Annotated in this window: 9 protein-coding genes; 3 read left to right on the top strand and 6 right to left on the bottom strand. The window is 66.9% G+C overall.

Annotated elements, in window-relative coordinates:
- Window positions 1-36 precede the first annotated feature (36 nt).
- Together DDE10_RS16665 and DDE10_RS16670 are read left to right on the top strand one after the other, a co-directional pair.
- The gene (locus DDE10_RS16665; protein ID WP_114953922.1) at window positions 37-12705 is read left to right on the top strand and encodes a cadherin-like domain-containing protein; all 12669 of its coding nucleotides are present in this window, start codon (window positions 37-39) and stop codon (window positions 12703-12705) included.
- A 193-nt stretch (window positions 12706-12898) separates the two neighbouring features.
- Window positions 12899-13384, top strand: coding sequence for a hypothetical protein (locus DDE10_RS16670; protein WP_114953923.1), 486 nt, complete (start codon window positions 12899-12901; stop codon window positions 13382-13384).
- Here DDE10_RS16670 and DDE10_RS16675 read toward each other — a convergent pair.
- The 6 genes from DDE10_RS16675 to DDE10_RS16700 form a co-directional block, all read right to left on the bottom strand.
- The gene (locus DDE10_RS16675; protein ID WP_162806684.1) at window positions 13335-15614 is read right to left on the bottom strand and encodes a CHASE2 domain-containing protein; all 2280 of its coding nucleotides are present in this window, start codon (window positions 15612-15614) and stop codon (window positions 13335-13337) included. The genes DDE10_RS16670 and DDE10_RS16675 overlap by 50 nt on opposite strands.
- A complete protein-coding gene (locus DDE10_RS16680) occupies window positions 15611-16927 on the bottom strand; it encodes a FecR domain-containing protein (RefSeq protein ID WP_114953925.1) in 1317 nt (438 codons plus the stop codon). The genes DDE10_RS16675 and DDE10_RS16680 overlap by 4 nt, the downstream gene beginning before the upstream one ends.
- Before the next feature lie 16 nt (window positions 16928-16943).
- Window positions 16944-17642 carry a response regulator transcription factor gene (locus DDE10_RS16685; protein WP_114953926.1) on the bottom strand — a complete coding sequence of 233 codons (699 nt, stop codon included), beginning with the start codon at window positions 17640-17642 and terminating at the stop codon, window positions 16944-16946.
- Between the two features lie 324 nt (window positions 17643-17966).
- On the bottom strand, window positions 17967-19646 hold the full coding sequence (locus DDE10_RS16690) for a DUF885 family protein (protein ID WP_162806685.1): 1680 nt from the start codon (window positions 19644-19646) through the stop codon (window positions 17967-17969).
- 25 nt (window positions 19647-19671) lie between these two features.
- A complete protein-coding gene (locus DDE10_RS16695; RefSeq protein ID WP_114953928.1) occupies window positions 19672-20841 on the bottom strand; it encodes a pyridoxal phosphate-dependent aminotransferase in 1170 nt (389 codons plus the stop codon).
- Between the two features lie 12 nt (window positions 20842-20853).
- Window positions 20854-22527 (bottom strand): DUF885 family protein, encoded by a 1674-nt coding sequence (locus DDE10_RS16700; protein WP_162806686.1) that lies wholly within the window; start codon window positions 22525-22527, stop codon window positions 20854-20856.
- Between the two features lie 429 nt (window positions 22528-22956).
- Between DDE10_RS16700 and DDE10_RS16705 the strand changes: the two genes are divergently transcribed.
- Window positions 22957-25839: a TonB-dependent receptor plug domain-containing protein gene (locus tag DDE10_RS16705; protein ID WP_114953930.1), complete on the top strand. Its 2883-nt coding sequence runs from the start codon at window positions 22957-22959 to the stop codon at window positions 25837-25839.
- Window positions 25840-25850 lie beyond the last annotated feature (11 nt).

Below are 25850 nucleotides of genomic sequence, written 5' to 3' on the forward strand. Positions count from 1 at the left end.
GGGCGGCGAGTGAATGTGGATGCGTGAGGATCGAGTATGAACAAGAACGGGATCGTCGTCGGCGTCACGGGAACGGCATGGGCAAGGGGCGCCGACGGTTCTCTGCGCCAGCTCGCCGCCGGGGACCGGTTGAATGGCGACGAGACCCTGATCCTTGCCGCAGGCGCCACCGTCACGATCAGCTATGGCTCCGACGCCGGATTGATCACGCATTCGGCCCCTGAAGGCAGCGGGTTCACCATCGTTCCGCCCGACCAGGGCGAAGCCTTCGTGGCGACGCCGGATCTGGTCAGGATGATCGAGGAGGATCTGCGCGGCGACGATGGCGGGGAAGACGTCGCCGAGGGCGACCGCGACGGTGGCGGCCCGGCGCGAGCCGGCGACGGCTACCGTTTCGTTCAGCTCGTCCGCGTGGACGAAGATCTCGAGACCGACGCCATCACGCCGCTCAACCTGGCGCGCGTCCAGGAAATCGTTCGGCCGATGACGATCGACTGGGAGGACGCGACCGAGGAGACGATCGAGTGGCGCTACAGTCGCGGACGCGAGGACGAGGGGCCGACCAACCAGGCTCCGGAAACCGCGCCCGACAGGCGGATCATCCAGGAAGACGAAGTCGCCGCCGGCAACGTGCTCGACAATGACGTCGATCCCGACAACGGCACCTTGGCTGTGGTCGGATTCCAGGTGGGCGGCCAAGCCTACTCGGCGGGCGAGACGGCGACGATCGAGGGCATCGGCGTCCTCCTGATCGGCGCCGACGGGAGCTACAGCTTCACGCCGGCTCCCGATTGGAACGGCATGGTGCCGACCATCACCTACACGGTGGATGACGGGCGGGGCGGAACCGCCACCAGCCGGCTCGACATCGAAGTGGAACCGCGCCTCGATATCGAGTCCGACGATGTCACGACCCATTCCGGAAAACCGGTCACGACGGACGTGCTGGCGAACGACACGTTCGAGGATGAAGCTGCGCGAGTCACGAGCGTGACTCAAGGCGAGCACGGCACGGTCGTGGTGAATCCCGACGGCACGATCACCTATACACCCCTTCCGGGTTATGTCGGGATCGACAGCTATACCTACACCGTCACCGCCGGCGGGGTGGAAGAGACGACGACGGTCACGGTCGATGTCGCCAATGTGACGCCGACCGCGTCTCCCGAAACGGAAACGATTCCCGAAGACACGCCCTTGTCCGCAAACGTCCTGGACAATGATGGCGATGCCGATGCCGATCCGATCACGGTGACCGGCTTCGAGATTGGCGGCCAGGTCTATTCGGCGGGCGAAACGGCCCGGATCCCCGGTGTCGGGACGCTGGTGATAGATCGGAGCGGGAACTACGTCTTCACGCCCGACCGGGACTGGAACGGCAAGGTGCCGACAGTCACCTATACCGTGACCGACGGCAACGATGGCGGCATCGCCACCAGCACCCTGGACATCTCGGTGACGCCGGTGAACGACACCCCGGAGGCGTCGACGCTTCCGGAACGCGCGAATTTCGATGCCGACGCGATCGCGAACGTCGACCTTTCTTTCGCCTTCACCGACACGGACGGCGACATGCTGACCTATTCGGCGACGGGCCTGCCGCCGGGGCTGGCGCTCGATCCCTCGACCGGGATCGTCAGCGGCACGATCGCCCCTTCGGCCAGCCACTCGGGCACGCCGGGTAATCCGGTCGGCACCTATACGGTATTGGTGACCGCCGCCGATCCTGGCGGCGCAACGACGACGCAGAGCTTCAGCTGGACGGTGTCGAACCCGGCGCCGGAAGCCGCCAACGATATCGGAACGACGGACGAGGACACGTCGCTGGTCGTGGCTGCGGCGGACGGTGTCCTGGGCAATGACGGCGACCCGGACGGGGATGCCCTCGTCGTCGCAGCGGTGAACGGAGCCGAAGGCGCTGTCGGTTCGGCGATCGCTGGCTCGAACGGCGGTACGTTCACGCTCAATGCGGACGGGAGCTACGATTTCGATCCGGCCGGTGCCTTCGGCGATCTCGCGGTCGGGGAAACGCGGACGACCAGCGCCACCTACACGATCAGCGACGGCGAGGGCGGCACGGACACGGCCATTCTCGAGGTGACGGTGACCGGCACCAATGACGGGCCGGTGGCGGTGGGAACGCTGCCCGGCCAGGCCAATGCGGATGCCGATGCGATCGCCGAAGTCGACGTCAGCGCCGCCTTTGCGGACCTGGATGCGAGCGACGCGCTGACCTATTCGGCGATCGGTCTTCCGCCCGGATTGACGTTGAACCCGGCGACCGGGATCATCAGCGGCACGATCGATCCGTCTGCGAGCCAGACGGGCACTCCGGGCGATCCCGCCGGCACCTATGCGATAGTGGTGACCGCCGCCGATCCGCACGGCGCATCGGTGACGCAGAGCTTCACCTGGACGGTGACGAATCCCGGCCCGGTAGCGAGCGACGATGCCGGCACGACTGGCGAGGACCTGCCGCTGGCCGTGGCGGCGCCGGACGGCGTCCTCGGCAATGACGACGACCCGGACGGCGATCCTCTGGTCGTCGAGGCGGTGAACGGCCTCGCGGCGAATGTCGGCGCGGATGTGACCGGCACCAATGGCGGCCGGTTCACCCTGAACAGCGACGGGAGCTACGACTTCGATCCGAACGGTCAGTTCGGCGATCTGGCGGTCGGTGAGACGCGGACGACGAGCATCACCTACACGGTCAGCGACGCCGAGGGCGGCACGGACACGGCCACTCTCGAAGTGACGGTGACGGGCACCAATGACGGGCCGGTGGCGGTGGGAACGCTGCCCGGCCAGGCCAATGCGGATTCCGACGCGGTCGCCGAGGTCGACGTCAGCGCCGCCTTTGCGGACCTGGATGCGAGCGACGCGCTGACCTATTCGGCCGCGGGCCTTCCGGCCGGCCTCACGCTGAATCCGATCACCGGGATCATCAGCGGGACGATCGATCCCTCGGCGAGCCAGTCGGGCACGCCGGGAAATCCGGCCGGGGTCTATGCCGTGGTGGTGACCGCCGACGACGGCAATGGCGGCACGGTGACGCAGACCTTCACCTGGACCGTCACCAACCCCGCTCCGGGCGCAACCGACGATGTCAACACGGTGGACGAGGACACGCCTCTCACCGTCGGCGCGGCGGATGGCGTGCTCGGCAATGACGCCGACCCGGATGGGGACGCGCTGGTCGTGGAGGCAGTGAACGGCGTCGAGGCCGGCGTCGGCACTTCGATGGTCGGCACGAATGGCGGCCGGTTCATCCTGAACAGCGACGGCAGCTACGATTTCGACCCGAATGGCCAATTCGACGATCTGGCGGCCGGCGAAACGCGAACGACGAGCATCACCTACACGGTGAGCGACGGCGAGGGGGGCACGGACACGGCCACGCTCGAAGTCACGGTGACCGGCACGAACGATGCGCCCGATGCGGTGGACGACGCCAACACGACCGACGAGGGCACCCCGCTGACGGTGACCGCAGCGGACGGCGTGCTGGACAATGACAGCGATCCGGAAGGCGATCCGCTGGTCGTGGAGGCGGTGAACGGCGCGACGGCCAATGTCGGCGCTGCGGTGACCGGCGCGAATGGCGGGGCCTTCACGCTGAATGCGGACGGCAGCTACGCCTTCGATCCCGACGGCGCATTCGACGATCTCGCCGTCGGCGAGACGCGGACGACGAGCATCACCTACACGATCAGCGACGGCGAGGGCGGCACGGACACGGCGACGCTCGAAGTGACGGTGACCGGCACCAATGACGGCCCGGTGGCGGTGGGGACGCTGCCCGGCCAGTCCAGCGAGGATGCCGACTCCGTTGCCGAAGTCGATGTCAGCGACGCCTTTGCGGACATGGATGCGAGCGACGCGCTGACCTATTCGGCGACCGGCCTCCCGACAGGCCTGACGCTGGACCCGGCGACCGGGATCATCAGCGGGACGATCGATCATTCGGCGAGCCAGGCGAGCACGCCCGGCAACCCGGCCGGCCTCTACACGGTTGTCGTGACGGCCACCGATCCCCATGGCGCGACGGTGAGCCAGAGCTTCGACTGGACCGTCGCCAATCCGGCGCCGGAGGCGGCGGCGGACCAGGGCAGCGTCACCGAAGACGGGCCGGCGCTCGTCGTGTCGGCGGCCGACGGGGTGATCGAGAGCGGAGTCGCCGCGGGGGGTGCCGATATCGACCCCGACGGCGATGCCTTGTCGGTCACGCATGTGGTGGCCGGCACGGCCGCCGAACTCGACGACTTTCCCGGCATCCCGAATGCCGGAACGCAGATCGTCGGCGCGTTCGGCACGCTGACCCTCAATGCCGACGGCAGCTATAGCTACGAGCTCGACAATTCGAACCCGACGGTGAACGCGCTGGACGGCGCGAGCCCGCCGCTGTCGGACGTTTTCAGCTATGCGATTTCCGACGGTGAGGGCGGCAGATCGTTCACGACGCTGACGATCACGATCAACGGAAATGACGACGGCGTTCCCTCGATCGTGGCGGCCGACGGCAATGGCATCGAACCAGGTCAGGTGACGGTCTACGAGGCGGGGCTCACCAGCGACGGACCTGCCGGCCAGAACGAGACAGCCACCGGCACCCTCACCATTACGGCGGCCAACGGGCTCGCCGCCATCACCATCGGAGCCACGACCGTCACGCTCGCGCAGCTCGAGGCGATCGCCTCCGGCACGCCGATCGAGATCGACACGGCACAAGGCAGGCTGACGCTGACCGGATTTACGTCGTCGGGCGAGACAGGCGGCGTCTCCACGGGCGGCACGCTGAGCTACACCTATACTCTCGAAGAGAGCGTCTCCAATCCCGACGCGGCATCGGCGAACAGTGTCGAGGAGATCCTGCTGGCCGTCGAGGACGCTGCAGGGGCAGTCAGGCAGTCCAGCCTGAACGTCAATATCATCGACGACGTGCCGTCGATCGGCACGCCGGATGCGGCCACGGTCGACGAGGCGAGTCTTCCGGCCGGCACCGACCCCGATCCGGGCGCGCTGACGCGAACGGGCTCGCTCGACCTGCGGACCGGCGCCGACGACGGCTCCCTCACGACGGTCTTCGATCCCGCCCAGTCGGCCCCGGCCGGCCTGACCTCCAACGGCGTACAGATCGTCTACGTCGTGAGCGCGGACGGCCATACCCTCACGGCGACCGCGGGACCCGGCGGCGCCGTCATCTTCATCGTGTCGCTGACCGATCCGGGGTCGCCGACCACGGGCTACAGTTTCGAGCTATCCGGTCCCCTCGACCATGAGGGAACAGATATCGACCTGTCGTTCGGCTTCACCGTGACCGACGCGGACGGCGATGCCGCCTCCGGGAGCTTCCAGGTGGCCGTGGCCGATGACGCGCCGGTGGCCGTGGACCAACCCGGACTGTCGCTGGACGAAGGCGGGGCAGTCCTCGGATCCGGGAGCGGCGGCGCGAATCTCCTCGGGAACGACCAGGCCGGCGCGGACGGATCCGCCAAGGTGGTTTCGATCACCTATACCGACGAGTCCGGCAACAGCGCGACCGCGGCAGTGCTCCCTGGCGGCGTGACCGTGGACACGCGCTATGGTTCCCTCACCGTCAATCCGGACGGCACCTGGAGCTACGTCAGCGACGCGGCGGAGGACAATAGGTCGGGCGTGTCGGACAGCTTCGGCTATACCATCGAAGACAATGACGGTTCGACCGCGTCCGCGATCCAGCCGCTGACGGTGGACGATACGAACCCCGTCGCGGCGCCGGTGGGCCTCGCCATCGACGAGCAGGACATCCCCGGGGCGGGGAGCGCGGGCTCGCCGGCCAATATGGTGACAGAGGATCTGGCGATCGCGAAGGGGGCCGACGCGATCAGCGACGTGGTTTTCGAAGTCTCGACCGTGAATGGACTGGAGGCGCTGAACCTGACGTCGGGCGCTACTGCTCTTGCCTTCGCGCTGAGCGCCGACGGCCACGTGCTCACGGCCACGGCCGGTCCGGGCGGACCGGTTGTGTTCACGCTGACGCTGAATAACCCGACCGATGCATCCGGTACCAGCCAAAGCGTGACCATGATCTTGACCGGAAAGCTGGACCATGGGCTCGCGGACGGCGAGAACGGCCTGTCGATTTCGGTCGACTACCGGGTCGACGACAGCGACTCCAGCGTTGCCGGGAGGCTGAACCTGACGGTCGTCGACGACGTGCCCACGGCGCAGGCCGATGCCGATGCCGGCGTCGTCGAAGGCGGGCAGACCGTGACGGGCACATTGCTGCTCGGCAACGATGTTCAAGGCGCCGACGGCGCCCTCGTCCACCAGATCCAGTACACCAACGAGGCCGGCGACCTGGTCACCGTCACGGTTGCCCCCGGGTCGGACGGCAGCACCTTCGATACCCTTCACGGCAGCCTGACCGTGCGCCAGGACGGCAGCTGGAGCTACACGAGCGATCCCGCCGCCACGTCCGGGCCTTCGGTGGACCACCCGCAGCCCGGCAACGATCTCTCCGTCGACGACGTCTTCTCCTACACGCTCATCGACGGGGACGGCGACGTCAGCGCTTGGGCCAGCCAGACCGTCGCCGTGGCGGACACGGCGCCGTCGATCGGCGATCCGACCACGAACGTGGTGAACGAATCCAATCTGTCGAACGGCAGCGATCCCGATCCGGTGGCGCTGACGCAGACCGGATCGCTCGCCGTCACCCAGGGTGCCGACGGAACCGATGTGACCTTCGCCACGACGCAGGCCAATCTGGAAGACCAGAACCTCACGTCCGGCGGCACCGAGCTCGTCTATACGGTCAGCGGCGACGGCCACACGCTGACAGCGACGGCCGGCGCAGGCGGAGCGGTCGTCTTCGTCGCGACGATCGTCGATCCCACGGCAGCAAGCGCCAGCTACAGCTTTACCCTCTACCGTCCGCTGGACCACACGAGCGGGGACGCGATCGAGCTGCCCCTCCAGTTCGGCGTGACCGACGCTGACGGCGACAGCGACAGCTCGAACTTCATCATCATCACCGTCACCGACGACCAGCCCGCGACCGAGCGGACCTTCACCCTCGACGAAGACGAGAGCGGGATCACCTTCAACACGAGCGCCGATGCCTCTGATGAAAATCTGGAGGTGACGGATCCATCCAACGGCTCGTTGACGGTCGGTGCCGACGGCAGCATCACCTACAGGCCCGATCCCGATTTCAGCGGGACGGACAGCTTCACCTACACGACGACGGCCGATGACGGCAGCACTGTCACGACGACAGTGACCATGATTGTCAACCCGATTTCGGACGCCCCGCAGTTGCCCGGCCCCGCGACGGTGCAGACGAACGAGGACAGTGCCGTCGCGCTCGGGCTGAGCGCGCCGATCGTGAGCGATGCCACGGACCAGAACGGTTCAGCGGCGGGGGACAATCCGGAGCTTCTGGGCGCCATCACGCTCAGCGGCATTCCTGCCGGCGCCGCCTTGCTCGACGGCTCGGGCAATGTCCTGTGGGTATCGGACGGCGGCGAGATCACGATCCAGTTGTCGGACGGTCCGCATGTCGCCGGCATCGGTGCGGACCTGTCGCTGTCGACGGCGACCTACGAGGCCATGCAGGTCCTGCCGCCGAACGAGGACCACGCCAACTTCACCGTCGGCGTGAGCGTGACCAGCTATGAAGTGGAGGCAGACGGAACGCCGATCGACGGCGTGCCCGGCGCGACGTCTTCGACGAGCGTCACCGTCAACGTGCAGGCCGTCACCGACCCCGTCGAGATTGCGCTCGTCGACGGAGGCGATGGCGACGGCCTGGCGAGCGATCACACGATCGTGGAGGATTCGAGCTTCGATCTCGCGCAGCTGATTTCGGTTGGCTTCCCCAGCGCCGGCGACGGCAATGCGACCTCCGACCTGGACGGCTCCGAGATTCGCTGGATCGAGATCTCCGGCTTGCCGATCGGCACGACCGTCAATGGCGAGACGGTGACCGCGTCGAACCCCGTGGCCCTCGTTCCGGCACCCGGCCTGAGCACTTCCGCCGGCGGTCTGCCGCCGATGACGATCGTGCCGCCGGCCGATTTCAGCGGCGACGTGACGGTCACCATCACGCTCAAGGGCCGCGACGCGGACGACGACGGAATTGGGTCCGGTCCGACCGACGGGGCGGAGGTGCAGGATTCGGTGACTTTGGACTTGCATGTCACGCCGCGCGGCGGCGACGTGACCGCGTCCGACGTCTCGACCACGGAGGACAATGCCGTGGCCTTCCTCTCCGGGGTCCGCACGACGGACACCGGCGGGGGCGGCACCGAGGTCATCACCGAAGTGCAATTCGAGGTTCCTGCAGGGTGGCTGCTGACCGATACCGGCGATGGCGTCGGTTACGGCGTCGACGAGAGCGGCGGGACCTACACCATCACCTTCGGTGCGGGCCTCACGCAAGAGCAGCGCGAGGCGGTGCTGGACGGCTTCCTGATCAGGCCGCCGAGCCATAGCAGCGCGGATGTCACGATCGACGTTGCCGTTACCAGTGCCGACACGGTCAGCATCAACGGCGGCGACGTCACCCAGGCGACCAGGGTCGATCTCTCGATCGATGTCGCCGTGTCTGCGGCCGCCGAAACGGTAGGCAGCGATACGGACGGCGACGGGACTTCGGACGCCGGAATGCCGGGGAGCCACGCCTACGGCACGGCGGGTCAAGAGGATGCCTGGTTCACGCTCGGCACCGACGGCGGTTTCGATCTCGGCAGCGGCTGGAGCGACCAGGACACCGACGAAGCCGTCTATGCGCGTCTCACGCCGGAGCTGATCTCCGGCGACGGCGGCGCCGGCAATGCGATCGGCTCACAGTTCCGCTATTCGACCAATGGCGACACGAGTGAAGGGGGCGGCGCTTGGGTCGTCGTCACCTATTCCGGCACACCCGTGGACATTCCCGTCGAGTATCTGAGCACGTTGCAGTTCAAGGCACCGGAAAACCTGTCCGGATCCTTCAGCATCGGCGTTCAGACCCTTACCGTCGATAACGATCCCGACGGGGGCACCGCCGAGGCGGTCTCCGGCTCGGCGCAGCTGACGAACCTGATCATCCAGCCGGTCGCCGACGAGGTCACGATGGCGCTGAATGCTCGCGCGACCGGGATCGAGGACGAAGGCATTCCGCTGGAAATCAGGCCGACCAGTTCGGACCCGTCCGAGACCTTCACCGTGACGATCTCCGGAATCCCGGTGGGAGCCGAGCTCTATTATGACGGCATTCTCCTGACGCAGACCGACGGCAGCGTCACCATCGAAGACTTCGATTCCGCCAGGGCGCTGACGATCCAGCCGCCGCCCGACAGCAACGACGATTTCGCCCTCGGCGTCTCGGCCTATTCGGTCGACGGAACCGACGCGTCGAGCTCGCAGGATCTCAGCGTCAACGTGTCTATGCGGGGCGTCGCGGATGCCGCCGACGTCGAGGCCGTCGCGACGGTCTACGACGAATCCGCGCTCGACAGCGGCGCCGACCAGGTGATGCTCAGCGAGCTGGTGAACGTGGCCCTGGGCGACTCGGACGGCTCGGAGGTCCTGACGCTGCGCATCACCGGGCTGCCCGAAGGCTTCTCCCTCAGTCAGGGCACGATGCTGGTGGGCGGCACCGGTGCGGAGCGCGTCTGGATCCTCACCCAGCAGCAGTTCGCGACCGCTACCGTCTCGACGCCGGCGAATTTCAGCGGCACCCAAAGCTTCACGGTCACGCCGGTGACCACCGAAAATGACGGCGACTCGCTCACCGGAAGCCCCTCCACGGTCCAGATCGAGGTGACCCCCTCGGCCGAAGCCGCGGTCACGACCAGCGCTGTCCTGGTGGAGGACGAGGTGACGCCGCTTGGCCTCGGCATCGTCCATCAGAACGGCGACACCGACGAGACCCTGACCAAGCTGTGGATCGCGGTAGACGATGCCGAGACCGTCAACTTCACGCTCTACCTCGGGGCCGTTCCACTGGCGGATGTCGCCCCGGTCGAGACCATCGATGGGCAGGATTATTACCTGCTGACCGGCGATCAGATAGCCCAGCTCGCAGCCAAGGGCGCTGACAATCTCGACGGAGCTCTCGGATCGTTCGACTTCAAGTACGAGATCACGGACGAGCGCTACGGTTCGACTCCGTCCGGCGCGGCTGCCACGAGAGTGCAGGACGGCATCTTCGAGCTTACGGCGAGTCCGGCGACGGATCCGATCGACGTGTCGATCACGGCGATCAGCGGCACCGACGGAGTCACGGCCGCGTCGGACGAGCGTGCCGATGACGATGCGACGCCCGACACGGCCGTCCTGAGCGCCGGAGACCGGGTGACCGTCACCCTGAACATCGCCGGAGCGGCCGATCCCGACGTGCCCGGCGCCACGCCGGACACGGACGGCAGCGAAAAGATCATCCGCGTCGTCATCGAAGGCGTGCCCGACGGCGTGTCGGTGCAGGGCGGCGCCTATAGCGGTGCAGGTACCTGGCTGCTGATCTTCGAAGACGCGGCCGCCCTGCCGATCAATTCCGCGGGCGGCATCGACCTTCCGGTCGTGTTCGACGTCAGCGGCTTTGCCGGGAGCCTCGACGACGTCCCGATAACGATCGAGGTGCAAAGCCAGGATCGCGGCGATGCCGGGGCGGAAACGACGGTCCGCTCCGACCGCGTCACTTGGCACCTCACCACCAATTTTGCCCCAGGCGACGCCGCGCTACCGGCGCAGATCGACCAATGGGAGTATAACGGCGCGCACGCCGCCGAAGACGCGACCTTCTCCCTCTCGCAGGTCGTCGACGCCCAGGTCACGATCAGGGACGACAGCGTCCCCAACATCTTCACCGTCTCCCTGGCGGATCTGCCGCCGGGCACGATCATCGAGGGCATGACCAGAACGACGGTGGGCGGAGCGGACGTCTGGACCGCGTCGATCACGGTGGATCCGGGCGACGATGGCGATGCGGCGCTGGCCGCCTTGCTCGACGCTATCCGGATCACGGCTCCGGAAGACAGCAACGAGAACAACGCGCCCGGTTCGTTCCAGCTCGACGCGCGGCTGACCGTGTCGGTGCCGACCGGCCGCAGCGAGGTCGCCGACCTCGATGATATGACGGTGCCGGTCGATCCGGTCACCGATGCGGCGGTAATCTCGATCTCCGCCGCCCCGATCGACGAAGGCGTGGAATCGATTCCGGTGACCGTCACCGTTGCCAACGATGCCGACGGCGCTTTCGGCGCGATCGTGGACGGGAAGCTCTACATCCGGGTGGACGCGGCCGGCAGCACCAACGGTCTCGAGAATGGCACTCTGGCCTATCAGGGCTCCGCGCTGGCCACCGAAACCGTCGACGGCGAGCAATATTACGTGGTCGAGGGCGTTACGCCCGGCACTACAATCGAGCTGGTCTACACGCCGGACAACAGCACGGCCGGCCAGGTGTCGTTCAGTGCGCAGGTCAGGACCCAGGAGAGCAATTCCGGCCAGATCGTGACCGGCACCGGTTCCGGAACCGGGCAGGTCGTCATCATCAACAACGGCGTCGAGGTGACCAGCTCGCCGTCGACGGGAACGGAGTCGAGTCAGATTCCGATCACGAACCTGGTCGTCGGCCTGATCGACGATGACGGATCCGAGGCCATCAAGTCGGTTCTGCTCTCCAACCTGCCGAACGGATTCCTCGTCTATGTGGGGAGTTCGGCGGAGACGGCCGCGCTGGCGAGCAATGCCGGCGGCGACAATACCTGGGTCATATCCAATCCGGACGGTTCGCTGCCGGCCTATATCGCTATCGTTCCGCCCCAGCATTGGAGCGGAACGCTCGACGACCTTGTCGTGAACGTCGAGAGCGGCGAGAGCGTGTTCAGCGAAGGCCTGATACAGAGCTTCGAGCTCGGCGACGTGACGATCGAGGCGGTGGCGAACGGCATCGACCTGACGGCGACGAACACGTTCGGCCCGGAAAATTCCGTCATCGCCTTGAACCTGAATGCCTCCATGGCCGATCCCGCCGATGCTTCGGTGCCCGGCGCGGCCGACGCCTCCCAGGAACAGGCGACGGTGAAGCTTACCGGCCTCGGCGAGTTCGCCTCCTTCTACATCGATACGGATCAAAAGCTCGACGGGATCAGCTACGACGCCGGCACCGACACCTATACGATCACCGGCATGACCCAATCGGACCTCGATCGCCTCGGCTTCCTGCAGGCGCGCAACGCGCTGACCGATCAGGACGGCGCCGCCGGCGTGCAGGTCCGCGTGGAGGCCTTCACGTCCGACGGTGCGAGCGTCTCGGCCTCCGACACCGCCTATCTCACCGTGGAGTCCTTCGCCCAGCTGCCCACGAGCGGTGACGACAGGCTGCTCTGGCACGGCGGCAACATCAACGCCGGAGCCGGAAACGACACCGTGCAATTGCGGCTCGGCGAAACCCTGTCGGGCGCCCAGCTCGACGCCGGCCTTTCCAATGTCGAGGCGCTCGATCTGAACGGCAACGATATCGGCAGCCTTTCGGCGGCCGACGTGCTGGGCATAACCGGCAGCGGCGCGCTCCTCACCCTCCTGGGCGATTCCCGCGATACGCTCGACCTGAGCGAGGGCTGGACCTCGGGCGGGACGCAGGACATCGGCGGAATCGAATATGCGATCTACACATCGATGGTCGGCGCGACCGAGGTGGAAGTGCGCGTTCAGGCCGGGATCTCCGTGGATTGAGGGCGCGCAGCCCGTCGCGGACCGTGCGAAGCCCGAACATCCGATGCCGACGCTTCATTCGGAAGGGCGCCGGTCGTTGAGGGTTCGCGAGCGGTCGGAGCCTGTTCGATCCGGGCGCCGGTCCTGCCTGCCTCGTGAGACGATGGCGATAGGTAGCGGTTGCGCCGACACCCGGTCAGGGTAGGAATGGGCTATGCGAAAGAATTTCCGCCGAACCGCTGCCATCTGTCTCGCCCTGGCCTGCGCCGGCTGTGCGAGCGACGGAGTCATCGTGGATGCGCGAGGCGCACTGCCGTCGCGCGGCACGTTCGCCTTCGTGGACGGGGATGAACGGGAGAGCGTTGCGCTCGAAGCCGGAATGGCAGCGAGGCTTCGGGCGCGAGGCCTGATCCCGGCGGAAGAGGCCGACTATCTCGTCGACATCGGCGCCGCAGAAAGGCGAGCCGGAACGGGTGCGCTCCTGCCGACGCGAGGCGAGCCCCAGCAATGGCTTCGCGCTCCAGATCTTGCCCGCCGCCGCGTCGGCGTCCGCACGGTGGCGATCGCCGTCTCCGACCGGGCGGGGCAGGAGGTCTACCGCGCGAGCGCCTCGGCCCGCGCGGGAAGTGACGACGGCGCGTGGGACACGCTCATCGAGCATCTGACGGCTCCGCGTCCCGGCGAGGCCGGGCTGCCATAGGCAGGCGAAGGATGAAAGCGCTGCCTTTGCCGACCTGGCTTTCGCAGGAGATGGTGCCGCCGTGGCGGTGGATCACGGTCTCCACGAAGCTGAGGCCGAGGCCTGCGCCGCCTGAACCCGACGATTCAGGCGATCCGCGCTGGAACCGCTGGAACAGCTTGCCGACCTGATCGCTCGAGAAGCCCTGTCCTTCATCGCGAATGACGCACACCCCCCAGCGATCGGCACCGAAGTCCTCGACGGAGAGATGGCATTCCAACCGGCTGCCGCTGGGACTGTATTTGACGGCGTTGTCGATGAGGTTGATGAGAGCCCGGGTCAGCAGCGACCCCTCACCCATGACCGGCAGCTCGAGATCGTCGCCGTGGACCTGCAGCTGGATGCGCCGCTTCGTGATCTGCGGCCAGAGCTCGTCGAGCGCGTCGCCGAGAAGATCCGAGAGATTCAGCTGTTCCGGCTCGTAGTTCAGCAGCTCCGCGCGAGCGAGATGCACGATGTGATCGGCCAGCTCCAGCGTTCGTTGCGCATAATGGTCGATCCGCCGCGCGAGGCGCGTGTCGATCTCACCCGGCTCGGCGCTCGAGGTGAGAGCGAGTATCGACGCTTGCGGCGAACGCATGTCGTGCGTCAGGAAGCGCAGCATGTCGTCGCGCTGGCGCTGCGCGAGGCGCATGGCACTGACGTCGCTCATCCGGACGATCCAGCTCTGCGCCTCGCCCGATGAAGGTTCGCGTGCAGTGTAGAGGATATCGAATATCCGCCCGTCTGGAGTCACGGCTTCCACACGGGAATCGACTTCCGGCGGCGGCCACAACTGTTCCCCGGCGCGGTCCGAAGCGGGTTCGAGCAGGCGGACGAGGTCGCGGAAGAACAGGCCCCCGATCTCGAACCCAAGGTCCAGGCAGAGTCGCTCGGCACACCGGTTGGCGAGCACGATGCGGCCATCGACTCCGACGACGAAGATCGCGTCGGGGAGCTGATCGAGACTTTCGTGGATGAAGCGGCGCGTCGCCTTCATGCCGTCGATGGCGCCGCTCAGCAGCATCGTCTCCGCCATGAGTGGATCGGTGGGAAGGCTGGGGGGAGGAGTCGAGAAGTGGTCGGGCTCGGCGCGCAGGCGCGCGAGTTCGCCTACCATATAGGCGCTCACCCCCGCCAGGCGCCGCCACGCCCAAACCGGCGAAACCACCAGCAAGGCGACGACCGCCGGTCCCGGAGGGAGCCATATCCGGGATGCCGCGAAGGCTCCGGCGGTAGCGCCGATCGTGCCGACGATGAGGGCGACGAGCAGGAGCGTCGTACTGCGAGGGCGAAACGTCCTGAAGCCGAGCAGGAGCGCCCATACCGGGATGAGGCCGGCAACGATCTTCAGCCCATGGCCTGCCGGCGTGACGAGCCTGTCGTTCAAGAGTCCGTCGAGAAGGTTGGCCTGCAGCTCGATGCCGGATATCACGCCCTCGGCGTTGGCGCGGGCAACGGCATGGCGATCGCCCAGCCCTTGCGCGCTGGCGCCGACGATGACGATTCGACCGGCCAGCAGCTCCGGCGGAAAGCGGCCGGCGAGGACATCCGCTGCGGAGACGGAGGAGTAGGTTCCCGGCGGACCTGAAAAGGGGATGAGCACCTCCTCGGGCCAACGGTCCCGTGGGTCCGCTTCCAGCTGCCGCGCCAGCAGCATCACCAAATGAGGCCATGACCGCTCGCCGTCCCGCTCGACGAGACGCATCCGGCGGATCAGCCCGTCGGGGTCGGCGTGGAGATTCACCTGTCCGATATCGGCAGCGGCTTCCCTGAGGCTGGGTACCGGCGCGATCTGATCGAAGCGCGCACCATTCCTGCCCGGGGCGTCGAGCAGGAGCGGAAGGAAGAGCGGCGGCGACTGCCGGATCGCTGTGGCGAGCTCGGGATCGTCTTCGCTCGTTTCGAGGAACAGCACATCATAAGCGATGGCGCGCGGAGCACCCGCGGCCAGACGCTCCACGAGCCGGGCGTGCACGTCCCGAGGCCACGGCCAGCCGCCCACCCGCTGCAGGCTGTCCGTATCGATCGGGACGAGCAGGATTCGCGGATCGGGTTCGTGCGCGGTCAGCCGCAGGAGCTGATCGTAGATCAGATGATCGAGGCGCTGGGCGGCGCGCGTCTCGGTCAACACCCACACCAGCACGCTGGCCAGGAGCGCGACCAGCCACCATTCCGCGGCGAGCCGCCGAGCCCCCGGGCCTGCGCTCATTCCTCGGCGCTGATCGTCAGCTGCTGCATCGCCGACCATTTCGCGTGAAGGGTTTCTTCCGCGCGCTGGATCGTCATCACGCGCCAGAAATAGGTGCCCGGCTCAAGATCGGTGACCACGAACCCGTCGAGGGCGAGTCCGGGCTCGTCGATCACCGGCACACTATCGGGGCTGCCGCGCATCAGCTGGAAGCGGAACCGATGCGTGCCCGCTCCTTCGACGGCCCAGCGGAAGAGATATTCGTGATAGCGGCCGATCCGGCGGCGCTCCGAAGCCGTCATGATGTCGAGGCGCAGGCGTCGGAAGCTATAGGTCGCCGGCATGCCTTCGAGGCCGTCCGGTCCGAGGCCGGAGATGCGGACGAACCAGGTACCGTCCGGAAGGCCGGGCAAGGTCGCCTCCGGCCCGGCAGAAAAGGTCTCGCTCACGACGTCGACGAAGCCGGCATCCTGCGCCACCTGCACATGGTAGCGCTCGGCCCCCTGAAGCGGAGCGACGCGGAAGGCGAGATCCGCTCCATCCTGCACGCGGCCCGGCCGCTCCAGCGCCGGTGGCGGGAGCAGGGGGATGACGGTGCCGGTCCCCTCGGGCGTCGCGACCGCGCCGAAGCCGGCGGTAACCGACACGCTCGCCCGGCCGGCGGGGTCGCTTACCCCCACCTCGCCTTCGATCACCTCGGTCGAGCCGCTGCGTCCGTCCGCATCATAGCGGGCGCGGAACTCGGTGCCGCGCACGGCCGAGATCGCGACGGGCGTGGAGACCCGGAAGTCACCGGGTGTCTCGTCCATCGGTGTCACCACGGCCCGGGCGCGGCCATTCTCGAGCATGAATTCCCGTTCGATTTCGCCGGTCAACAGCAGCCTGCGCAGCCGGCGGACGAGGACCCGGCTTTGCGAGGGAAGGGCGACGAGCGAGCCGTCCGCGAGCCGCAGCGTTACGAAGGAATTCGGCCCGGTGAGCAGGGAATCGCCTTCGCCGACCACCGTGCCCACGGCGGTCGGCGCCACCCGGCCGCCGCGGGAGACGCGAACGTCTCCGCGAAAGGCCGCGACACGTGCGGTCAGCGGCTCGTAGCGGAGCAGCCGGCGGGGAATTCTCAGCTGGCGGTTGGTCGGCAGCCGATAGGGATTGGCCACGCGATTCAGCCGCTGGACCTCGACATAGTCATGAACGCGAATGAAATAGCGCCGGGCCAGCGTATAGAGGTTGTCGCCGGCCTTGGTCGTGTACGCGACCATTTCGTCATTCTCGGCTGCGGCCGCGAAGTGGAGCGGGGCGAGGAGCGCCGCCAGGAATAAGATCAGCGCGCGCACTCACCAGCCCCCGAAGCTACTCGAACCCATCCCCGGTCGCCTCGAGGCGATAGCCATAGGCGTAGATCGGGACAAGGCGGTAGCCGTTGGCCGCGCGAAGGCCGAGCTTCGTGCGCACCTTCGATATGTGGGCGTCGAGCGTGCGCGTCTGGAGATCGGGGCTGCCTCCCCAGACGGCCTCGAAAATGTAGGACCGCGAGAGCGTCCGGTTGAGATTGTGGAAGAGCATGAGGGCCAGGGCAAATTCCTTCGCCGTGAGCTGCACGGCCTCCTGCCGCACCCTTACCGTCTCGGTTGCGCTGTCGAACGCATAGTCGCCGAACTGCTCCACGCGGCCGCGCGCCGGCTCCGGGTAGGCGCGACGGCATAGCGCTTCGATGCGGGCGAGCAGCACCGCGGGCTGGACAGGCTTCACCACATATTCGTCGGCACCCGCCTTGAGCGCCGTGACGATGTCCTCCTCTGCGGCGCGCGCCGTCAGCACGACGATCGGCGGGTGGCGAGCATTCTCGCTACGGACCCAGCGGATGACGTCGATGCCGGGCACGTCGGGTACGTTCCAGTCGAGGATCAGCACGTCGACCGTCTCGCGCGACAGGAACCCGATCAGCTTCTGGCCGCTCTGATAGAGGAAGCAGCTATGGCCTTCGAGCGACAGGAGTTTGCGGAGCTGTTCGGCGGTTGCCGGGTCATCCTCCAAAATGCCGATCCGCATCGTCCTCGCTTCTGTTCTCGTGGGGTAGAGCGGCGGCGCCGTGTCGGTAAGCCGCGGAGCCGGCCGTCCGACTAGCAGCCCGCGATCTGAATGTTGCGCGCCAAGCGGAAGATTTGACATTCCTTTACATTCGGCGGCGCGGGTCCTTGCTACCAGGCGGATTGAAGCCCGTACCGGAACGTCCCGTCCAATCAAGATTGTGGCGGCTTCCGGTGAGTTGACCCTGCGCCCTTCGGCCGGGCGGTTCCCCTTCGCGATGCAAGAACGGGTAACCGCCGGCAATGACTGTCGGGCGGCCGGTATGGCGACAGACATGAGTACGATCTAGAAATTGCCTCGCAGCTCGGCGATCTCGTCGTCGCGGCCGGTCATCTCCCATCGGATGAGGGAGATGGGGATGGCGCCGGCGGCGCGGAACGCGTCGTGGAAGCGATGGAGGTCGAAGTCCGTCCCGAGCTGCATCGATCGCTCGGCGAGCAGCCGCTCGAGCTCCACCTTGCCGATATAATAGCCGATGCCGTATCCGGGCTGGCGCAGATAAAGCTCGATGTCGAACTGGGCGATGGCATCGTCCTCGTCCATCCAGCGCGGCGTCCGGTTGATGAGCGACCGGTTCGCTTGCGCCCAGGTCCATTCATTGGCATGCATCCGCAGCTCCGGGAGCAGGCGTGCGGCTCGCTTGGCGCCGAGTATATAGTCGATCTCGCGCGTGCGCGGCCGTTCGTCGAGCAGCCCCGCCTGGAGAATCATCTCCTCGAGATAGAAGGCCCAGCCTTCGTTGCGCAGGCCGTCGACGAAGAAAAGCCGCCGCTGGCCGCGGATCGGGCGGGTGTCCCGGCTGGCCTGGAGCTGGTCGAAGGCGTGGCCGGGAAGATTGTGGGCCCGCAGCGGCAGGCCGTCGCGGAACTCGGTCTGGAAGAAGAAGTGGACGTTCTCCGGATCGTCGAACAGGCCGGGCCGGCTCGGGTCGCGTTCCGCGGGAAGGATATAGGGTCCTTCCTCCGGATCGTGCTGGACATAGTGGGGGATGGTCACCCAGCCGTTCCGGAGGAAGCCAAGAAGCTCGTTGTCCTCGCGCGCCCGCTTCGCATCGAACTCGGCGCGCGTGCGGACCATCGGCAGCTCGGGCAGGCCCCTGTTGCGATGCTCCTCGATGCGCAGGAATGCGATCATGCGCTGGTATTCGCGCTCGCCGATCGTCTCGACCTCGTCGGCCGTGTAGGGCAGCAGGAGGACGTGGCGCAGATACCAGTCGTAATTCTCGCGTCCGACGCCGCCATGGGCCGGCAGGCCCGCCTCGATGTCCTCGAGCCAGACGAGGAAGTTCGCCGCCGCGGCGCGGGCCGCGAGAGCGGGCGCGATCAGCTCGGGATGATGGGCGCGAACGTCCTCGGCGAGCCGTCCGAAGACGTTCACCTCGATCCTCTTCTGCTGGACGGCGAGGCGGGCGAGGTCGCCCCGAGGATCGGTGAGGTTCGCGCGCGCCTGGCGCAGCGCCTCGGGTACGGCTTCAAGCTGGGCCTTCAGCGCTCGCACCTGCTCGGCCGTGGCGGGGAGCTGCGGGATGCTGAAGGCGCCGTGCATCTTGGGGCCGAAGCCCAGGTTGGTCGTGCTGTAGAAAGCGGGGTCGCGCTTCCACGGCTGGACGACCCGGTGCTGGAACTCCATCCCGCGCATCTCGGCAAGGACGAGCATGTAGTCGACGCGCCGCGAAACGGGCCATTGGCTGTCGTCGATCGCGCGCAGTCGCTCCATGAAGCGCTGAAGTCCGGAATATTGGACGGACATGGCGGCCGGCGAGTAATCCGGCACGCCATCGCGCATCGGCGGCGGCACGAAGGCGCGGAACTCGCCGTAGAGGGCGACCAGCTCCTGATACCTGGCCGGCACCGCCTCGGACGCGACCGCGGCGGGCACGGCGGCCGGCGCCTGGGCCGCGCCGGCCGAAGCGGCGGCGAGCGCCAACAAGGAGACCGTCGTCGGGGCGAGCAGGCGTCGGATCATCGTCTTCCCTCCCATGCGCGACGGCCTACAGCCGGTTGAAGAAGCGGCTCAGCCGCTCCATCGCTTCGTTCAGGTGGGCCTCGGATACCGAGCCAAAGCAGATACGCAGATGTCCCTCGCCCGCCGGCCCGTAGAAGGCGCCCGACTCGGTGACGACATGCGCCTCCTCGAGAATCGCGGTGGCGAGCTCCTCGGAGTCGCGTCCCGTCCCGCGGATGTCGGGAAAGGCGTAGATGGTACCCTCGGGCATGGCGCAGGTGACGCCGGGCATCTGATTGAGCGCCCGCACGACGAGGTCGCGCTTGCGGCGGTCGGCCTCGACCATCGCGTGCATCGGCTCCAACGGACCGGTCACCGCCGCGTGCGCGCCCTCCTGGACGAAGACGTTCACATGGGTGACGTCCGTCATGACGATGCGCAGGATGGCCGGGATCAGCTTCGCGTCGGCGGCGAGATAGCCGATGCGCCAGCCGTCCATCGAATACGCCTTGGTGAAGGCGAAGCAGGTGATGGTTCGCTCGCGCATGCCCGGCAGGCTGGCGATGCTGACATGCTCGGCCTTGTCGTAGGTGATATATTCGTACACCTCGTCGGAAAGGACGAGCAGGTCGTGGGCGATGGCGAGGTCGGCGAGGTCCTGAAGCTCCTCGCGCGTATAGACCCGCCCGGTCGGGTTGGCCGGGTTGACCAGAACGATCATCCGCGTGCGCGGCGTGATGCGGGCGGCGATCGCCGCCTTGTCGATGGCGAAGTTGCGCGAAGCGTCCAGCGGCGCGGTCACGATACGGCCCCCGGCCATCTCCGATTTGCCGATATGCTGCGGATAATAAGGCTCGAGCAGGATCACCTCGTCGCCCGGATCGATCGCCGCCATGAAGGCCGCGAAGGAGCCGTGAGTGAGGCCGTTGGTGACGAGGATCTCGTCGACGCCGTAGTCGAGCCGGTTGAAATCGCGCAGCTTCGCCGCCAGCGCCTCGCGCAAGCTCAAGGTGCCGCGGAAGTCCCCATAATGGACGATGCCGGCGTCGAGCGCGCGCTTGACCGCTTCCTTGATGTGGCCAGGCGTGTCGGCATGGGGCCGGCCGAACTCGAGATGGATGAGGTCGAGTCCCTCCGCTTCGAGCCGCGCGGCCTTCTCGTACATGCCGAAGCTCTTCTTCGAGCCCAGGACGAGCCGCTGAGCGGGCCATTTCATCGCCGGTCCTCCTCAGTCGCGCCGGAGCTGCGAGAGCGGCGTGTGCGCCCAGAAGCGCGAGACTTCGTCGTCGTTCCCGGTGAGGTCGTAGCGCAGCAGCGACACCGGCAGCCGGCCGGTGTTCAACAGATAATCGTGGAATGCGCGCAGGGAGAAGGCATCCCCGAGCTGCCGCTTGCGATCGACCAGCAGCCGCTGGAGCTGCATCATGCCGATCGTGTAGGTCATGCCGTAGCCCGGCGGGCGGCGGATATAGATGCCCGCATCGACCCGCGCGACATTGTCGTCGAGGTAGGGCGTCCATTCCTTCCAGAACTCCATCACCTGCTCGACGCTCATCTCGTTGCGCTGCATCCGGACGTCGCCGATTGTGCGGGCGGCCCGGAACAGGCCGAAGATGTAGATGAGCTCGCGCGTGCGCGGCCGCTCGTCGAAAAGGCCGAGCTGGAGCGCCGTCTCCTCGAGATAGAAGCCCCAGCCCTCGGTGCGTCCGCTGTCCGAGATGTGGGCCCGGATCGGGTGCTGGACGCGGCGGGCCGCATGGCCGTCGAACCGGTGGCCCGGAAAGGTAGCGTGCAGATGATCCGGAGAGGCGTCGCGGAACTGGATCTGCTCCCAGAACATCGGCCCGTTCTCGCGGACGATCCAGGGCGCGTTGTAGCCCATCTCCTGGTAGGTCCTGGGCATATAGTCGGGGATGGTGAGGATCTCCTCCTCGGCCAGCCAGCGCCGGATCATCGCGTCCGTCCCCGCGAGCTGGGCTTCATATTCCTCACCCGACTGCGCCAGTTCGACCTCAGGAAGCTCGCGGTTGCGGTGCCGCTCGGTCGTGTAGAAGGCCCAATGCCGTTCCAGCTCGCGTTGCGCGAGGGTGACGATATCGTCCGAATCGTAGGGCATCAGCCGCACGTTGGTGAGGAACCAGTCATAGGCGGCGCGGCCGACGCCGGCCTTAGCGGTCATCCGCGGGCGGTTCGCGGCCAGCCAGTCGCGGAATTCCACAATAGCCTGCTCGGCCGCTCTGATGTCGGCGACCAGATCCGGCTGCTGCTGCTCGGCGCGGCCGCGAAGGTCGGCGAACCAGCCGATCAGGCCGGCGGGCTCCACCGCACGATAGGGCATGCCGTGGCCGACGCCGTCGCCGTTGGAGAGATTGTGGAGGGCGAGGTCGGCATAGTCGCCCGCGACCGAATCGAGGTTGATGAGCGCCTGGGCCAGCTTGGCGGGGATGCTCCGCAGCCGAGTCCGGAGGGCGGCGAGCTCCTCACCCTCCAGCGGAAGCTCCGTGTAGGCGAGGCGCTGGATCTCGTCGACATACATTCCCGGATCGCGCGCCCACGGCTTGGTGACGTTGAGCGTGAAATCCTCGAGGTCCATTTGCGCGCGGACGGCGAGATAGTCGACCTGCTTGTGCCGGTCCCAGCTGGCGACAGCGAAGTCGGGGAGGCGTGCCTGGAACGCCCTGAGCTCGGCGCGGCGGCGATCCGTCGCGGCGGGGCTGTAGTCGACGACGCCGTCGGCCGGCCGCGCCGTCCGCCAGGCGTGGAATTGAGTGAAGAGCGCAACGAAGTCGTCATAGCTGCCGGCCCCGTTCGGCGGACCCGGTCGCTCCGGCCCCGCCTGGGCGGCCTGGGCCGGCGAATCGGCCCAAGCGGCGGATGGTGCGAGCGCCGCCGCGCTCGTCATCAGCCAAGCCAAGAAAAGCCCCGTTCCCCTTCGCATCATCTCGCACCTCCACCCTTGGTGCCGGCGTGGTTGGCCGCCGTGCCGGCCGTGCGCCGATCTCAAGCACTCCAATTCATGTGAATATGGACATAGTTTCGTTTCGGCGCGCGGGTCAATCCGCAAATCGGCGGTAGCGCCGGCGAATTGGCGTGCCGCCGCCGGTCGCGCCGGTGGCGAATCGCGCCGAGTGCCGTGTTTTTCCCGGTATGAAACTGGGCAGCGAATCACGCATGAGCCCCGCTAGCGGGCGGACGCCGCTCGGCGCAATGCGCTGAGATCGGTCAATTTTTCACGTCATCCGGCAAGCCGCTTGATCGCCGCTCCTAATTATGATCAAAATCACGCATATTCTCACTCAAAAAAGCACATGCCGTGGGGCGGGAGGGAGCGATGATGGATATGAAGCGGGGTAGGGCGACGAGGACGAATCTAAGGGGTGGCTCCGCCATCCTCCTGGCGGTGCTGGCCGCCGATGCCGTGTTTGCGCAGGCCGTGGAAGAGCCAGTCGCCGTCGACACGGCGCCCGAGACGGCCCTGCAGGGCGATGCGGGCGGCGAGGCGATCGTCATCACCGGATCGCGCATCCCGCGGCCCGACGTCGAGTCGAACAGCCCGGTGAACGTGATCGGCGAGGAGGAGATCCAGCTCACCGCCGCGAACGAGACCGAGCAGATCTTGAACTCCATGCCGCAATTCGTGGCGGGCTTCGGCTCGCAATCGAACAATCCGGGCAACGGCACGGCGACGGTCAACCTGCGTAACCTCGGCACCGTCCGGACGCTGGTCCTGATGAACGGCCGCCGCATCGTCGGCTCCGGCGAGGACGGCGTCGTCGACATCAACATGATCCCTCCGGCGCTGATCAGCCGCGTTGACGTCGTCACCGGCGGCGCCTCTGCCGTCTATGGCTCGGACGCCATGGCCGGCGTCGTCAATTTCATCATGAAGGATGATTTCGAGGGAATGGAGATCGGCGGCTCGGCCGGTGTCTCGAGCCGCGGCGACAGCGCGCGCTACAATATCGACCTCACCGTGGGCGGCAATTTCGCCGACGGCCGCGGCAATGTCGTCTTCTACGCCAACTATTTCGATCGTGCGCAGACCCGCGGTGCGGCTCGCGACCATGCCACTTTGTTCCTGGTCGACGCGGTGCAGAACGGCCAGGGCGTGCTCGTCCCGGGCGGAAATGCGGTGACGCCGCAGGGCACGATCTTCTCGCCCTCCCTGGTCGGCCTGACCGATCCGTTCGGCAACGTGATCGGGCCGCAGGGCATCTTCTTCGCGGAGGAGGGCTGGCGCGCCTACCGGACGAGCGACGGCTTCAACGACCGTCCGTTCAACAACCTCCAGCTTCCCTTGGAGCGCATCCAGGCGGCGGTGCTCGGCCACTACGAAGTGACCGACGACATCACCTTCTTTTGGGAAGGCACCTATGCCCGCACGCGGGTGAACTCGACGCTGGGAGCGCTGCCGATGAGCAGCTCGGGCTTCATCCCGGGCTTTCAGCTCGACCTGCGCAATCCCTATCTACCGGACACGCTGCGCGACTTCCTGAGCGTCAATCTCGATGCGGACGGCAACAATCTCGTCCCGTTGAACATCAATCGCCGCGTCCTCGAATCCGGCCCCCGCACCAGCGACCAGACCCGCGATTTCTGGCGGGCCGTCGTCGGCCTGCGGGGCGGCCTCACCGATCAGCTGAACTGGGAAGTCTTCTTCAACCACGGCGAGAATGACCTCACCGACGAGCAGGGCGGCGGCGTCCTCATCGACAATTTTGCCGCCATGTTCCTGACGGACCCCAACGATCCCTTCTCCTGCGCCAATGGCGATCCGGACTGCGTCGTCATCAATCCGTTCGGACGCGACGCGCTCACCCAGGAGATGGTCGACTATTACAATGTCGATCTGGTGAACCACACCCGCGTCCGGCAGACCCAGGTCGGCGGCACGATCAGCGGCTCGCTCTTCTCGCTTCCCGCCGGCGACGTCGGCATCGCGGTCGGCGCCGAGTATCGCAAGGAGTCGGCACGCTTCCAGCCAGACCAGCTCTACGTGCTCGGCGAGGCGATCTCACGTTCCGCCGGCCTGCAGCCGACTGGCGGCAGCTATGACGTCACCGAAGTGTTCGGCGAACTGTACGTGCCGATCCTGGCGGATCGGCCGGGCTTCGAGCTGCTCGCCTTCGAGGGCGGCATCCGCTTCTCCGACTATTCGACGGCGGGTTCGGTCCTGTCATACAAGCTGGGCGGCGAATATTCCCCGTTCCGCGGCCTCAAGTTCCGCGGCCTCTACCAGCGGGCGGTGCGCGCGCCGAACATCACCGAGCTCTACTCGGGCGCCACGAACACCGCGCCGCTCGCGACCGACTTCTGCAACGCGACGCCGACGCGGACGGCCGCCGAGCGTGCCTTCTGCCTCGAGTTGGGCGTCCCGGCGGCGCTGATCGACGTCTTCCAGCAGGAGAATGTGCAGATCCGCGCCGTCACCGGTGGCAATCCGGATCTGTTCGAGGAGACGTCCGATACCTGGTCGGTCGGTGCGGTGGTCCGTCCGGACTTCATCCCGAACCTCCAATTCACCGTCGACTATTACAACATCAAGATCACCGACGCGATCGCGCTGTTCGGCGGTGGCCTCCAACCGACGATCAACGCCTGCCGGGGCAATCTCTCGCTCGACAACCCGTTCTGCGTCCCGCTGCAGACTCGTACGCCCGACGGACAGCTCCAGGACGTGCCGCTGCGCAACCAGAACATCGCCGAGATCACCGCATCGGGCATCGACTTCCGGCTCGACTACCGCCACGGGATCGGGCGCTACGGCGAACTCTCCTACTTCATTGCCGGTGCCTATCTCTTTGAGAACGAGACGACGAGCAGCCCGGTGCTCAACCCGATCGATTGCGCCGGCTTCATCGGCGGCGGAAGCTGCGGCAGCGCCAATCCGAAGTGGCGGTTCAGCCAGCGCCTGACCTGGGAGTTTGACGCGTATCAGATCTCGCTGCGTCACCGCTTCGTCGGATCGGCCAGGGACGGTCGCATCGCGGCGGCCATCTCGACGGGCTCGGCGCCGCCGCTGCTGGCGGTGCCGAGAACGCCGGACGTCCACTATTTCGACCTCAGCGCCAACGTGCGGGTGAACGATCGCTTCCGGTTCTACGGCACCGTCGACAACCTCTTCGACCGCGATCCGCCGTTCCAGCTCTACGAGCGGCAGACCTATGACGCTATCGGCCGCCGCTTCACCGTCGGCTTCACGGCGAACTTCTGAGGCGAAAGGGC

The organism is Sphingosinicella terrae (assembly GCF_003347635.1).
GTDB lineage: Bacteria > Pseudomonadota > Alphaproteobacteria > Sphingomonadales > Sphingomonadaceae > Allosphingosinicella > Allosphingosinicella terrae.

What these genes read in the sequence shown, in the direction of transcription:
- DDE10_RS16665 (WP_114953922.1), top strand. Translation starts at nt 37, where the DNA reads ATGAACAAGAACGGGATCGTCGTCGGCGTCACGGGAACGGCATGGGCA.
- DDE10_RS16670 (WP_114953923.1), top strand. Translation starts at nt 12,899, where the DNA reads ATGCGAAAGAATTTCCGCCGAACCGCTGCCATCTGTCTCGCCCTGGCC.
- DDE10_RS16675 (WP_162806684.1), bottom strand. Translation starts at nt 15,614, where the DNA reads ATGAGCGCAGGCCCGGGGGCTCGGCGGCTCGCCGCGGAATGGTGGCTG.
- DDE10_RS16685 (WP_114953926.1), bottom strand. Translation starts at nt 17,642, where the DNA reads ATGCGGATCGGCATTTTGGAGGATGACCCGGCAACCGCCGAACAGCTC.
- DDE10_RS16690 (WP_162806685.1), bottom strand. Translation starts at nt 19,646, where the DNA reads ATGATCCGACGCCTGCTCGCCCCGACGACGGTCTCCTTGTTGGCGCTC.
- DDE10_RS16695 (WP_114953928.1), bottom strand. Translation starts at nt 20,841, where the DNA reads ATGAAATGGCCCGCTCAGCGGCTCGTCCTGGGCTCGAAGAAGAGCTTC.
- DDE10_RS16700 (WP_162806686.1), bottom strand. Translation starts at nt 22,527, where the DNA reads ATGACGAGCGCGGCGGCGCTCGCACCATCCGCCGCTTGGGCCGATTCG.
- DDE10_RS16705 (WP_114953930.1), top strand. Translation starts at nt 22,957, where the DNA reads ATGATGGATATGAAGCGGGGTAGGGCGACGAGGACGAATCTAAGGGGT.